15 protein-coding genes are annotated in these 13,181 nt (G+C 66.9%); 4 read left to right on the forward strand and 11 right to left on the reverse strand.

Features of this window, described 5'->3' with window-relative positions; translation table 11 throughout:
• Positions 1 to 55: 55 nt before the first annotated feature.
• Together M1L61_RS09330 and M1L61_RS09335 are read right to left on the reverse strand one after the other, a co-directional pair.
• Entirely contained in the window at positions 56 to 772 is a 717-nt protein-coding gene (locus M1L61_RS09330) for an SDR family oxidoreductase (protein ID WP_049410845.1), read from the reverse strand.
• A 28-nt stretch (positions 773 to 800) separates the two neighbouring features.
• A complete protein-coding gene (locus tag M1L61_RS09335) occupies positions 801 to 983 on the reverse strand; it encodes a hypothetical protein (protein ID WP_053442896.1) in 183 nt (60 codons plus the stop codon).
• 75 nt (positions 984 to 1,058) lie between these two features.
• On the opposite strand from M1L61_RS09335, the gene M1L61_RS09340 reads away from it, so the two are divergent.
• Positions 1,059 to 1,862: an APH(3')-II family aminoglycoside O-phosphotransferase gene (locus M1L61_RS09340; RefSeq protein WP_053442897.1), complete on the forward strand. Its 804-nt coding sequence runs from the start codon at positions 1,059 to 1,061 to the stop codon at positions 1,860 to 1,862.
• On the opposite strand, the gene M1L61_RS09345 is transcribed toward M1L61_RS09340, so the two are convergent.
• Positions 1,835 to 2,260, reverse strand: a complete 426-nt coding sequence (locus M1L61_RS09345) for a DoxX family protein (protein WP_029550851.1) — start codon at positions 2,258 to 2,260, stop codon at positions 1,835 to 1,837. The genes M1L61_RS09340 and M1L61_RS09345 overlap by 28 nt on opposite strands.
• A 143-nt stretch (positions 2,261 to 2,403) precedes the next feature.
• On the opposite strand from M1L61_RS09345, the gene M1L61_RS09350 reads away from it, so the two are divergent.
• The 3 genes from M1L61_RS09350 to M1L61_RS09360 all read left to right on the forward strand — a co-directional run bounded on the left by M1L61_RS09350 (position 2,404) and on the right by M1L61_RS09360 (position 5,132).
• Entirely contained in the window at positions 2,404 to 2,994 is a 591-nt protein-coding gene (locus M1L61_RS09350; protein WP_019338464.1) for a TetR/AcrR family transcriptional regulator, read from the forward strand.
• Positions 2,991 to 4,025: a heparan-alpha-glucosaminide N-acetyltransferase domain-containing protein gene (locus tag M1L61_RS09355; RefSeq protein WP_248854625.1), complete on the forward strand. Its 1,035-nt coding sequence runs from the start codon at positions 2,991 to 2,993 to the stop codon at positions 4,023 to 4,025. Before M1L61_RS09350 ends, M1L61_RS09355 begins: the two co-directional genes overlap by 4 nt.
• A gap of 99 nt (positions 4,026 to 4,124) precedes the next feature.
• The gene (locus tag M1L61_RS09360; protein ID WP_043397135.1) at positions 4,125 to 5,132 is read left to right on the forward strand and encodes an aminoglycoside phosphotransferase family protein; all 1,008 of its coding nucleotides are present in this window, start codon (positions 4,125 to 4,127) and stop codon (positions 5,130 to 5,132) included.
• Positions 5,133 to 5,274: 142 nt separating this feature from the next.
• Here M1L61_RS09360 and M1L61_RS09365 read toward each other — a convergent pair whose 3' ends face one another.
• The 8 genes from M1L61_RS09365 to galE all read right to left on the reverse strand — a co-directional run bounded on the left by M1L61_RS09365 (position 5,275) and on the right by galE (position 13,134).
• Entirely contained in the window at positions 5,275 to 6,162 is an 888-nt protein-coding gene (locus M1L61_RS09365; protein ID WP_248854774.1) for a DMT family transporter, read from the reverse strand.
• Between the two features lie 32 nt (positions 6,163 to 6,194).
• Positions 6,195 to 7,256, reverse strand: a complete 1,062-nt coding sequence (gene murB / locus M1L61_RS09370; protein ID WP_248854626.1) for a UDP-N-acetylmuramate dehydrogenase — start codon at positions 7,254 to 7,256, stop codon at positions 6,195 to 6,197.
• Between the two features lie 8 nt (positions 7,257 to 7,264).
• Positions 7,265 to 8,320: a quinone-dependent dihydroorotate dehydrogenase gene (locus M1L61_RS09375; RefSeq protein WP_019338469.1), complete on the reverse strand. Its 1,056-nt coding sequence runs from the start codon at positions 8,318 to 8,320 to the stop codon at positions 7,265 to 7,267.
• An 8-nt stretch (positions 8,321 to 8,328) separates the two neighbouring features.
• Positions 8,329 to 9,099, reverse strand: a complete 771-nt coding sequence (locus M1L61_RS09380) for a class I SAM-dependent methyltransferase (protein ID WP_248854627.1) — start codon at positions 9,097 to 9,099, stop codon at positions 8,329 to 8,331.
• A gap of 5 nt (positions 9,100 to 9,104) precedes the next feature.
• Complete coding sequence (locus M1L61_RS09385) at positions 9,105 to 9,389, reverse strand: DUF4190 domain-containing protein (RefSeq protein ID WP_010484694.1); 285 nt, start codon at positions 9,387 to 9,389, stop codon at positions 9,105 to 9,107.
• A 160-nt stretch (positions 9,390 to 9,549) separates the two neighbouring features.
• Entirely contained in the window at positions 9,550 to 10,359 is an 810-nt protein-coding gene (locus M1L61_RS09390) for an SDR family NAD(P)-dependent oxidoreductase (RefSeq protein WP_248854628.1), read from the reverse strand.
• Between the two features lie 40 nt (positions 10,360 to 10,399).
• A complete protein-coding gene (locus tag M1L61_RS09395; RefSeq protein ID WP_049436290.1) occupies positions 10,400 to 11,932 on the reverse strand; it encodes an aldehyde dehydrogenase family protein in 1,533 nt (510 codons plus the stop codon).
• 158 nt (positions 11,933 to 12,090) lie between these two features.
• Positions 12,091 to 13,134, reverse strand: a complete 1,044-nt coding sequence (gene galE, locus M1L61_RS09400) for a UDP-glucose 4-epimerase GalE (RefSeq protein ID WP_248854629.1) — start codon at positions 13,132 to 13,134, stop codon at positions 12,091 to 12,093.
• Positions 13,135 to 13,181: the final 47 nt, after the last annotated feature.

The raw sequence follows: 13,181 nt of genomic DNA on the forward strand, positions 1-13,181 counted from the left end.
GTAAACCACAGGCGCCCGAGCGGCCACCAAGGGCCCCGGGCCGAGGCCTCTGCAGTCAGTAGCGCGGGTCGGCGATGGCCGGCAGCACCAGTTCGCGCACGAAGCCGGACGGTGACAACTGCAGCAACGCGCGCACCATTGCAACGACGTCGTGCACCGGCACCAGCTCGCCGTCGCCGCGCGCTGCGGCCTCTGCAGCTGGCACCGACAGTGCATCGTCGGTGTTAAGGTAGCCCAGCTGCAGGCTGGTCACCGCCAGGCGGCGATCGCGGAAACCCTCGCGCAGTGCATCGGCGATGCCGTTGAGTGCGAACTTGGATGCGCCGAACGCCACTTCCGGGCGGCCACTGCGCGGCAGCGCCGAGGTCGAGCCGGTCAGCACCAGCTGCGGGCGTGGCGCCCCGAGCACCCGCGGCAGCAAGCGCTGCAGCAGCACCAGGGTGGCGGTGATGTTGACGTCGACCAGTTGAGTAAGCGCGGCATCGCTCTCGTCGAGGAAGGCGTACTCGTCGCTGAAGGCGGTCTCTTCCCAGATGCCCAGGTTGTGGATCAGCACATCCAGATCGGCCGGTGCCTGCGCTGCGATGTGATTGGCAGCCAGGGTGGGCTGGGACAGATCGGCCTCGATCCACTGCAGAGTGACACCCTCGGGGCATTCAAGATCGCGCGGACGGCTGCGCGAAACGCCGATGACGGTGTCGCCCGCACTGCACAGGCCTTCCACGAACGCCCGACCCAGGCCCCTGCTGGCGCCGATGACCATCAATTTCATGTTGCTTCCTTGTTGTACTGCGGCGGCCTCAGTCGGCAGCCAGAATGGTGTCCCAGTCGGCGAACGCGCGCAGGTTGCTGCGTTCAGCGGTAATGATCGAGGCGATGTTGTCGAGCTGGCAACGGTACTGTGGTAGTAGCCGTCGCAGCTGCTGCAGGTGCTGGGATGTACTGACCACTGACAGCCGGGTCAGTTTGGTCAGGCCTTCCATTGCGCGCTCTGCTGGGCGGTGTGCTTCGGGATCGGCGAGAATCCGTAGGGTCCCCAGCAACAGGAGCATCCCGACATGGGAGCACCCGATCCCTTCACTGATGGCCTGCCGCTGCCGCGGGCGTGGCAGGAAGCGTTGGCCGATGCGCGCATCGAGCGGCAGTCGATCGGCGTGTCTCGTGCGGATGTCGCGCGAGTGCATCGTCCCGGGCAGGCTGACGCCTTCCTGAAGTCGGAAGTGATCGACGCCTTCAGTGAGCTGGGCGATGAGATCGCGCGCCTGCGCTGGCTGCAGGCACAGGGAGTGCCGGCGCCAACGGTGATTGCCACCGCCGAAGAAGCGGGCCGGCGCTGGTTGCTGATGAGCGCGCTGCCCGGCCGCGACCTGGCCTCGTCGCCGGAACTTGCGCCGCAGCAGTTGGTGGAACTGCTGGCTGACGCGCTGCGCAGGCTGCATGTGTTGCCGGTGGCAGCCTGTCCGTTCGACCAGCGATTGGCCTCGCGCCTGCAGGCCGCGCAGGCAAGGGTGGAGGCGGGCCTGGTCGACGCCGATGACTTCGATGACGAGCGCCTGGGGCAGAGCGCACAGCAGGTGTTCGCCGAACTGTGCAGCACCCGGCCCGAGCATGAAGATCTGGTGGTCAGCCATGGCGATGCGTGCCTGCCGAACCTGATGGCGGTCGAGGGGCGTTTCAGTGGTTTCATCGACTGTGGGCGGCTGGGTGTGGCCGACCGCTACCAGGACCTGGCGCTGGCCGCGCGCAGCCTGGTTCACAACTTCGGCGACACGCGTTGGGTGGCGCCGTTGTTCCAGCGCTACGGCGCGTTGGTCGACGAGCGTCGGCTGGCGTTCTACCGGTTGCTCGACGAGTTCTTCTGAGCCCGCGCATGGCTGGCGATGCCCGCGCAGATCAGGCCGCCGACCACGCTCAGGTGTTCCAGCGCGAAGAACATCGCCAGCTGCTGTTCCGCGCCGTGCTTGGTCCAGAAGGTATGCACGATGACGATGGTCAGCAGCATGAACACCGCCAGCGCGCCGCTGCCCAGCCATAGCAGGCGATCGAGCAGCAGGCACAGTGAGCCACCCAGCAGCACCACGGCGCTGGCGATGTTGAACAGCGCGGGCGGTTGCAGCCCGGCCGCCTGCATTTCGGCCACGCTGTTGTCCCACGCCAGCAGCTTGGCCAGACCCGAGGACAGGAACACCACGGCCAGCAGCAGTCGGGCGAGGAACCACAGCACGCGGCTGTCGAGCAGGGTGGAGATCATCCGTGGCATGCAGCAACTCCGGGTTGAGCGTTGGGCGGGGCGGGCAGCATCGGGCCTCAACAGCGGTTGAGGTCAAGGCTGCCTGAACGAAGCCCGGTGGTGGCCGGGTTACCCTCTTCAAAATGGACGAACGTGCGTTCACTATTTGTGGCATGAGCAGAATCGACCGCAATGAGCAGCGCATGATCCTGATCCTGCAGGCGGCACTGCAGTGCTTCGTCGCAAGGGGATTCCACCAGACCAGCATGCGTGACATCGCGCAGGCGGCCGGTGTCAGCCTGGGCAATCTCTACAACCACTTCCCGGGCAAGGAAGCGATCATCCTTGCAGTGGCGGTGGCCGAGAGCGAAGAACTGGCACCGTTGCTGCAGCGACTGACCGCGTCCGATGGCGAGCGTGCACAGGTACTGGTTTTCCTTCAGGACTTCCATGCACTGTGCCGCCAGCCGGAATGGGCGACGCTTGCCGTCGAAGTGCTGGCCGAGAGCGCACGCAATCCGGCCGTGGCCGAGGCATTTGCGGCCAATCGCAGGCAATTGCAGGCGACGCTGGCCGAAGCCCTTCAGCAGGTGGCGCAACGCGAGCGGCGGCGCCCCGTGCTGGCAGCGGCACTGCAGGCGCAGGTGCTGCTGGATGCCATCGAAAGCGATGCGCTGCGTCGGGGGCTGGGCGAAGCCGATGGCACCGAGGAGGCATCGCTGGATCTTGGCCTGCTCGCGCTGCTGCTCGGGGCACGCGCATGAGCGCCGTTGACCGGCGATTGCACGGCCTTGATCTGGCGCGCTACCTGGCCTTGGCCGGCATGGTGCTGGTCAACTTCCGCCTGGCGATGGCCGTGCCCGCAGAGGGTGAGGGTTGGCTGGCAGGGTTCTTCCATCTGCTGGAAGGCAAGGCCTCGGCGACCTTCGTCACGCTGGCCGGCCTTGGCCTGGTGCTGGCCACGCAGCGGCAAGGGTGGTGGCCGGCCAGTGTGCAGACCTGGCGCCGCGCGGTGTTCCTGCTGGCGCTGGGCCTGCTCAACCTGACCCTGTCCCCAGCCGATATCCTGCACTACTACGCGGTGTATTTCGCGTTGGCGGTGCTGTGGCTGCGGGCCTCGCCGCGGGTGTTGCTGGCCAGCATCATCGCTCTGGCGGCCGGTTCGTTCTGGGCGTTGCTGCACTGGGACTACAGCCAGGGGTGGAACTGGCAGACGCTGGAGTACGCCGGTCTGTGGCAATGGCCGGGCGCGGCCCGCAACCTGCTGTTCAATGGCTTCCATCCTCTGCTGCCGTGGCTGTGCTTCTTCCTGCTGGGGATGTTGCTGGCACGCCTGCAACTGTCGCAACCGCGGGTCCAGCGTGCGCTGCTGGTGCTGGGCCTGCTGCTGATCGCGGCTGGACATGGCGTGCAGCAGCTTGCACAGGGAACGCCCTGGCAGGCGTGGCTGGGAACGCAGCCGATGCCGCCGGGGCCCGCCTACGTACTCACCGGTGCGGGCGCAGCGTGCAGTGTCATTGCCGCCTGCCTGTGGCTGACGCGTGCGCGACCGGGTGACTGGCTGGAACCGTTCACCGCGGCCGGGCGCATGACCCTGACCCTGTACGTCGGCCACATCCTGCTGGGCATGGGTACGCTGGAAAGCCTGGGCCTGCTCGATGGCCGTGCATCGCTCGCGTCGGTGCTGCTCTGGGCACTGCTGTTCCTGATGCTGGCTACGGGCGCGGCCTGGCTATGGTCGTGGCAGTTCGCACGCGGCCCGCTGGAGGCGGTGATGCGGCGCATCGCAGGCTAGTTCTCTGCTCGTGCCGAGGCGATGTTGTGACGGACATGTCTGTGTCGTGGCGAGTGCATCTGCGATAGTGGCGGCAGGTAACACTTTCCGCTTGCATCCATGTCATTCGCTTCGGCGCAGCATCTCGGCGAAGTCCTGCAACAATCCTATGGCATCACCCCTACCGCCGTGGTGCCACGCCCGGTGGGTGCCGACGCCAATGCCAGCGTGTATCGCGTCGATGCGCGGCACGGGCAGTGGTGGTTGAAATGCCGCACCTACCAGGTCGACCCAGCAGTGTGGGACAGCCTGCATTGGATGCGCGGCACGCTGGGCATCGATGAGATCGTCGCGCCGTGGCCGGCACTGACCGGTGGTGCGTCGGTGCAGCGTTGGGGATTGCAGTTCACCCTGTTCCCTTATGTGGAAGGCCAGTCCGGGTTCGAGGCGGCGTTGAGCCGCACGCAGTGGAAACGGCTGGGGGAGGTGCTGCGGCGCCTGCACGGCGCGCAGCTGCCAGCGGAACTGCTGCAGGCGCTGCCGATCGTACGGCTGGAAACCGCGGCGCTGGAAACCGTCGGGCAATGGCTGGCTGGCGAGGGCCTGGCGGCCGCGAAGGATGGGCTGGGCCGCGCTTTCGTTTCGGTATGGGACCGGCAGCATGCGCGCATCGCGGCGCTGCATGCGCAGGCACGGGAGCTGCTCGCGGCATTGCAGGACGCGCCGGTAGAGCTGCATCTGTGCCACACCGATCTGCATGCCGGCAACCTGCTGATGGGCAATGACGGGGGCCTGCACCTGATTGACTGGGATGGCCTGTCGCTGGCACCGCGCGAGCGCGACTTGATGTTCATCGGTGCGGCTGTCGGCGGGCGCTGGGGGCGCGAGAATCCGCTGGGCTTCGAGGACGGCTACGGCAGCGACCGCGGCGACCCGCGCTGGATCGCCTGGTACCGGCACTGGCGTATTCTCCAGGACCTGATCGAGTTCCAGCAGGTGCTGCTGGGCAGCGATGGTGAGGAGCGTTCGCCGCAACTGCGCAGGCAGTCGCTGCACTACCTGGGCGAGCAGTTCGCACCGGGCAATGTGTTCGATGCGGCGGAGCGGGTGTATCGCGCGCTGGAATAGGTACTGGGCCGTTGCCAGGATCGCCCCGGGTAGAGTCGACTGTTAGTCGACTGCTCTTCGATTGGAATAGGCAAAGCCCGCGCTGCGCGCGATAGTCGACTAACAGTCGACTCTACCAAGGGCTTGTCCATCGAGGCGGTTTTCATTCGGCGGGCTTGGCCGCTGCCGAGGCCGCTGCACTTGCGGCACGCCGCGACAGTACGGCTTCGCGGTGGGCGATATAGGCGTTCGCGGCAAGGATGATGCCGGCGCCGATGATCGTCCAGCGGTCCACCGTTTCGTTGAACAGCAGCCAGCCGCACAGCGTCACCAGCGGCAGCTGCAGGAAGCTGATCGGGGTCAGCGCCGAGACTTCGCCCAGGCGCAGCGCCCGCGTCCACAGCAGCTGGCCGACCGTGCCGAGCACGCCGGTGGCCAACAGCCACAGCCACGCCACGCCGGTGGGCCAGACCCAGACGAACAGGGCAGGCAGCAGCGACAGCGGCACCCAGAACACGTAGGTATAGAGCACCACGGTATCGGCGCTGTCGATACGGGTCAGCTGCTTGATCTGGATCGCCACCAGCGAGCTGAGCACGGCGGCAGCCACTGCCACCAGGCTGCCCGCAGTGAAGCCGGCGGTACCGGGGCGCACGATCACCAGCACGCCGATGAAGCCGACCACCACTGCAGCCCAGCGCCGTACGCGCACGGTCTCGCCCAGCCACAGCACGGCAGCGATGGTGACGAACAACGGCGTGGAGTACGACAGCGAAACCGCCTGCGCCAACGGCAGGTGGCCCAGTGCCCAGAACGCGCACAGCATCGAGCCCAGGCCGATCGCACTGCGCACGAAATAGCGTGGCAGCTGCTGGGTCTTCAGCGGCGCGTGGCCGGGGCGCAGCAGCATCGGCAGCAACGCGAGCAGGCCGAAGGCATTGCGGAAGAACGCCACTTCCTGGGTCGGCACGTAGTGCGTGGCATAGCGGATGGCCACCGCCATCAGGCCAAATGCCATGGTGCTGCCGAGCATCAGCAGCGCCGCCCGCATCGGGGTGGCGCTGGGGGAGAGGGCGGGGCTGTTCACCACTGTGCGCCGAGCAGGCGGGGCTCCGGTTCGATCGGTACGCCGAACTTCTCCAGCACCGAAGCGGAAATACGTCGCGCCAGCGCCAGCAGTTCAGCACCGGTGGCGTTGCCGTGGTTGACCAGCACCAGTGCGTGGCTCGGCGCCACGCCGGCATCACCTTCGCGGAAGCCCTTCCAGCCGCAGGACTCGATCATCCATGCCGCCGAGACCTTGCGCTTGCCGTCCTGGTCGGACGGGAACACCGGCAGTTCGGGGAAGTGCTGCAGCAGCACGTCGACCTGTTCCAGCGGCAGCACCGGGTTCTTGAAGAAGCTGCCGGCGTTGCCGAGTACATCCGGGTCGGGCAGCTTGCGGCGGCGGATTGCGATCACCGCGTTGGCCACGTCCACCGCGCTCGGCAATTCCACGCCCTGCGCCTGCAGTTCCTCGCGGATGCCGGCGTAGTCCATGCGCAGATCGTGCAGCAGCGGCAGCTTGAGCTCGATGGCGGTGATCAGGTGGCGATCCGGCTGCTGCTTGAAGACGCTGTCGCGGTAGGCGAAGCCACACTGTTCGTTGTCCAGCCGCACCCAGGCCTGTTCCTGGCAGTCCCAGGCTTCAACGGCCTGGATGAACTCGCCGACCTGCGCGCCGTAGGCGCCGATGTTCTGGATCGGCGCGGCACCGGCGGTGCCGGGAATCAGCGCCAGGTTCTCCAGGCCGGACAGGCCCTCCTGCAGGGACCACATCACCAGCCCGTGCCAGGGCACGCCGGCACCGGCGCGGATCACCGCATGGTCGGCGCGGTGTTCAAGGAAACTGATGTCACGGTTGCCGAACACCAGTACCGTGCCAGGCAGGTCCTCGGCGATCAGTACGTTGCTGCCGCTGCCCAGCACCAACAGCGGGCCGTTGGCCACCTCGGGCAGCGCGAGCACGTCCGGCAGCAGCACGGGATCGTGCAGTTCCAGCAGCTGCGCTGCGCTGGCCTGCACATGGAAGGTGTTCAGCGCCTGCAGCGGCGCATTGCGGGTGAGCGTCCAGCGCAGCGGTGAGTTGCCGTCGACGGTATCCATGGGCGCGCTCACAGTGGGGCCACCGCGCCGCGGCTCGGTGCTTCGCGGCGGCGACGGATCGCCTCCACGCATTCGGAGACAAGCGCCGGGCCACGGAAGATCAGGCCGCTGTAGCACTGCACCAGCGCCGCACCGGCGGCCATCTTGGCCACCGCATCGGCACCGGACAGGATGCCGCCGACACCGATCAGCGGTACCGATTCGGGCAGGCGCGAACGCAGGCGGCGCAGCACCAGCGTGGACTGCTCCAGCACCGGCGCACCGGACAGGCCGCCGGCCTCGTTGGCCAGCGGGTCGCCGGCCACCTTGCTGTGGTCGATGGTGGTGTTGGTGGCGATCACGCCGTCCACCTGCAGCTCGCCGAGCACGCGGGCGGCGGCATCGATGTCGCGCTCGCTCAGGTCCGGCGCCACCTTCACCAGCATCGGCACGCGGCGACCATGCTGCGCAGCCAGGGCTTCCTGGCGGTCACGCAGCTGGCTGACCAGTTGGCGCAGCGCGGTTTCTTCCTGCAGCTCACGCAGGCCGGCGGTGTTGGGCGAGGAGATGTTGACCGTGATGTAGTCGGCCAGCGGATAGACCTTGTCCAGGCAGGCGATGTAATCGTCCACCGCCTGTTCGTTGGGGGTGTCCTTGTTCTTGCCGATGTTGATGCCGAGCAGGCCGCGACGGTTGCGCGCGCGTTCGACGTTGCGCACCAGCGCGTCCACGCCCGCATTGTTGAAGCCCATGCGGTTGATGATTGCGTTGTGCGCCGGCAGGCGGAACAGGCGCGGCTGCGGATTGCCGGCCTGCGGACGCGGGGTGATGGTGCCGATCTCGACGAAGCCGAAACCCAGCGCGAACAATGCATCGATGTGCTCGCCATTCTTGTCCAGGCCGGCGGCCAGGCCGACCGGATTGGGGAAGGTCAGCCCGAACACGGTGCTCGGCATCGGCGCGATGCGTGCGGCCAGCAGCGGCGTGGTGCCGGTGCGATAGGCCAGGTCCAGTGCGGACAGGCCAAGGCCGTGGGCGCGCTCGGCGTCGAGCGAGAACAGGAAGGGGCGGGCAAGCGAATACATGCGTCGGTTCAGTCCAGCGTGCCGAGGAAGGCTCGGGTTCGATATTCAAAAGCAACCTGGCCGTCGACCGCGTGGGCGGCGAACAGGTCCTGCAGGGCGGCGATCATCGGCGCATGGCGCGGATGACCGGCTTGGGGTGCGTAGGAGGAGGACAGCAGGCGCCCGCGCAGGGCGTCGAAATCCAGATATTGCACGTTCGGCAGCTCCACCATGCCGCGCAGGCCGGGGCCGAACCACGCCTGCATGGTGGCGTCGTCCTGGTAGCGCTCGGCAACGGCGGTGTAGTCGGTGCCGTAGTCCAGCAGCAGCTGCTCGTAGCCGATCAGGAACGGGCTGGCGTCGAGCAGGCGCGAGTTCCAGTAGATCAGTGCCAGGCCACCCGGACGCAGGATGCGCTGCCACTCGGCGCGCACCGCCACGGTGTCGAACCAGTGGAAGGCCTGCGCAACGCTGACCAGGTCAACGCTGGCATCGTTCAGCCCGGTGGCCTCGGCGCGGCCATCGACTGCGCTGAACCGTGGGTACTGCGGTGCGAGCCATTCCTCGGCGGCGCCACGCATGGCCGCATTCGGTTCAACGGCAACCACCGGATGGCCGGTGGCCAGGAACAGGCGGCTGGAGATGCCGGTGCCGGCGCCGATGTCGGCGACCACGGCCTCGTGGCTGACGCCCATCGGGCCATGCAGCCACTCCAACAGGGCGGGCGGGTAATCGGGCCGGTAGCGGACGTAGTCGCCGACGCGGCTGCTGAAGCGTTCAGTGCTGTCGGAAGTGGTCATGATGATCAGTTCGACATCGCGGCGAGCCAGGCCAGGCCACCGAAGAACAGGATGAAGACCAGGATGGCGGCGATCACGGCGCCGACCATCACCCAGCCCAGCACCAGGCCGGTGACGGCGAGGCCATCGCCTTCCAGTTCATGCGGGCGGCGGCGGATCTCGGCGCGGGCCATGTGGCCGGTGATGATGGCCACGATGCTGGCCACGAAGGGCAGGACGGTCCAGCTGGCGATGCCCATGACCAGGCTGACCACGGCCAGGGCGCTTGTCTGTCGGGGTGCCACGCTCATCGGGGTCCTCCTTGGCAGTGTGCACATGATAGTGCCTCTGCCCGGGCAATCCCATGGGCAGTGCCCTGTAGAGCCGAGCCCATGCTCGGCTGAACTCTGGGCCGATGCGGTATGGACCGCGTCTTGCGCGCAAGCCGAGCATGGGCTCGGCTCTACAAATTCAGCCCATCAACACCTGGCCGCCATCCACGTTGAGCACATGACCGGTGATCCAGCGCGCCAGCGGCGAGCACAGGAACAGCGCGGCGTCGGCGATCTCGCGCGGGTGGCCGAAGCGGCCGAACGGGATCTTCGCCAAGGTGCCGTGGTACAGCGCGGGATCTTCGGTGCGGCGGCGATCCCACAGGCCGTCATCGAACTCGATCGAGCCCGGGGCGATGGCATTGACCCGGATCCGGTCCTTGGCCAGCGCCAGTGCCTGCGAGGTGGTGTAGTGCGACAGCGCGGCCTTGGCGGCAGCGTAGGGCGCGCCACCGGGACGCGGCTGCTGGGCGGCGATCGAGGACAGGTTGAGGATGCAGGCATCGTTGGATGCGCGTAGCCACGGCAGTGCCAGGCGCGAGGCCCGTACCGCCGCCATCAGGTCGATCTGCAGGCTGGCGGCCCAGCCGTCCTCGTCATCGGCCATGCCATAGCCGGTGGCGTTGTTGACCAGCACATCGATGCCGCCAAGTGTATCGGCGGCAGCCTGCAGCCAGGCCTGGATCTGGTTGGCCTCGCCCAGATCGGCAGGAAACGTGTGCAACTCGACGCCCTGTACCTTTGCATCGGCACGCAGGGCATCCAGGCCGGCCTGGCCGCGGGCGCAGACCGAGACCCGCGCACCGGCGCCGGCAAAGGCCAGCGCCATCTCACGGCCAATGCCCTTGCTGCCACCGGCGATGAGCACGCGGCGGCCGGTGAAATCAATCACCGGCTTGCCACCCTGTAGCGCCGAGCCATGCTCGGCTGCATTTCCTGCGGTGTTCATTGCACATCCTGCCGAGCATGGCCCGGCACTACAGAAAGCGTTACAGGTCGAACTTGATGCCCTGGGCCAGCGGCAGCGAATCCGAATAGTTGATGGTGTTGGTCTGGCGGCGCATGTAGACCTTCCACGCGTCCGAACCGGACTCGCGGCCACCGCCAGTGTCCTTCTCGCCACCGAAGGCACCACCGATCTCAGCACCGGACGTGCCGATGTTGATGTTGGCGATGCCGCAGTCGCTGCCGGCCGCCGACAGGAACTTCTCGGCGGTCTTCAGGTTCTGGGTGAAGATCGACGAGGACAGGCCCTGCGGCACGCCGTTCTGCATGTCGATGGCTTCGTCGAGGCTGTCGTACGGCATCACGTACAGGATCGGCGCAAAGGTCTCGTGCTGGACCACGGCATCGCTGTTCTTCAGGCCCGAAACGATCGCCGGCAGTACGAAGTTGCCGGCGCGGTCGATGCGGGTGCCGCCGGTCTCGATGGTGCCGCCGGCGGCCTTGGCCTGGGCGATGGCATCGAGGAACTGCTGCACGGCGCCGTCGCTGTTCAGCGGGCCCATCAGGTTGGCGGCATCGGTCGGGTCGCCGATCTTGCCTTCAACCTGCTTGTAGGCCTTGACCAGGGTAGCCAGCACGTCGGCGTAGATCGAGCGGTGCACGATCAGGCGGCGGGTGGTGGTGCAGCGCTGGCCGGCGGTACCGACGGCGCCGAACACGATGCCCGGCACGGCCAGCTTCAGGTCGGCGGTTTCGTCCAGGATGATGGCGTTGTTGCCACCCAGTTCCAGCAGGCAGCGGCCGAGGCGGCGTGCGACCTTTTCGTTGACGGTGCGGCCGACCTGGGTCGAGCCGGTGAAGCTGATCAGCGGCACGCGACGGTCATCGACCATCTTCTCCGACAGCGCGGTGCCGGCATCGTTGATCAGGAAGAAGATGTCCGGGAAACCGGCTTCGCGCAGGGCGTCGTTGCAGATCTTCAGCGAGGCGATGGCGGTCAGCGGCGTCTTGTTGGACGGCTTCCAGATGCAGACGTCGCCACAGATGGCCGCCAGGAACGAGTTCCAGCTCCACACTGCCACCGGGAAGTTGAAGGCCGAGATGATGCCGACCAGGCCCAGCGGGTGGTACTGCTCGTACATGCGGTGGCCGGGGCGCTCGGAATGCATGGTGTAGCCGTACAGCATGCGGCTCTGGCCCACGGCGAAATCGGCGATGTCGATCATCTCCTGCACTTCGCCATCGCCTTCCGGCTTGCTCTTGCCCATTTCCAGGGCAACCAGCGAACCCAGCGCATCCTTGTGCTTGCGCAGTGCTTCGCCGCACAGGCGCACGGCCTCACCGCGACGCGGGGCAGGCGTGGTGCGCCAGATCTTGAAGGCTTCCTGGGCGCGGGCGACGACGGTCTCGTACTCGGCCTCGGTGGTCGCGCGGACCTGCGCGATCGGCTCGCCGGTGGTCGGGTTGACCGGGGTGATCAGCTCACCGCTGGTCGCGCTCGACCACTCCCCGTTGCCCAGGTACGTGCCAGCGTTGATCGCGTCCAGGCCAAGGGACTTGAGCAGCTCGGAAGACATGCAGACTCCTGTGTTTCGTTACGTTGTTTGGCGCCATCGCGGGCAGGTGGGGGACGCGATGAACAGAACCGCCGATGGTAGCAGAGGGTGGTGGTTGGGCTTTGGTGCGGTGCGGGGTGAGGCCACGCCGAGACGCTTTCCCAGTGCGGGACGCCTGTTCAGGCAGGCAGGGCTTCGTCCAGGCCGCGCGCGGTGCCAGGAATGACCGGCTGCGGCGACCATGCGGGCGGGTTGCGATGCCACTGCCAGGCACTGGCGATGATTGGTGCCAACTCGGTCCAGCGCGGCTGCCAACCCAGGATCTCGCGAGCGCGGGCAGAGGACGCCACCAGGCTGGCCGGATCGCCCGGGCGGCGTTCCGCCATCTCAAACGGAACTTCGCGTCCGCTGACCGCTGCCGCGGCTGCAATCACCTCATGGACGGAGAAACCCTGCCCATTGCCCAGATTGAACGCGTGCGCACCGGGCGTGTGCTCCATGTACTCAAGCGCCAGCGCGTGGGCCTGCGCCAAGTCCTGCACGTGTACGTAGTCACGCACGCAGGTGCCATCGGGCGTTGGGTAGTCATCGCCGAACACCTTCATGGCGTTGCCGATGCCCAATGCGGCACGCAGGACATTGGGGATCAGGTGGGTTTCGCAGGCATGAGCCTCGCCAATGCCGTGGTCGGGCAGGGCGCCTGCGGCATTGAAGTAGCGCAGGCAGGTTGAACGCAGGCCGTAGGCTGTGGCTGCGTCAGCGAGGATCCGCTCTGCCATCAGCTTGCTGGCGCCGTAAGGGTTGATGGGCACCTTGGGGTGGTCCTCATCGATCACATTCGACTGTGGATTGCCGAATACCGCAGCGGTGGAGGAGAACACGATGCGATCGATGTCGTGGCGGCGCATGGCCTCCAGCAGGTTCAACGTGCCAGTGACGTTGTTCGCGTAGTAGGCGTAAGGATCAGTAACGGACTCACCGACGAGCGAGCGGGCAGCGAAGTGCATCACTGCACCGAAATGGCGGCCCTGGAGGGCGCGCTCGAGCGCCTCGGGGTCCAGCAGGTCAGCTTTCAGCAGTTCACCCCAGCGGACGGCATCGCGGTGACCAGTAGACAAGTTGTCGAGCACGGTTACGGAGTGGCCGGCTTCGGCCAGATACTGGGCCATGTGGCTGCCGATGTAGCCGGCGCCGCCGCAGATGAGGATGCTGGAAGTACTCAAGGAACAAGCTCCAAGTGCGACAAATCGTAAAATGAAGGGGCACCAAG

The sequence above is a fragment of the Stenotrophomonas sp. NY11291 genome (genome assembly GCF_023277365.1).
GTDB lineage: Bacteria > Pseudomonadota > Gammaproteobacteria > Xanthomonadales > Xanthomonadaceae > Stenotrophomonas > Stenotrophomonas geniculata.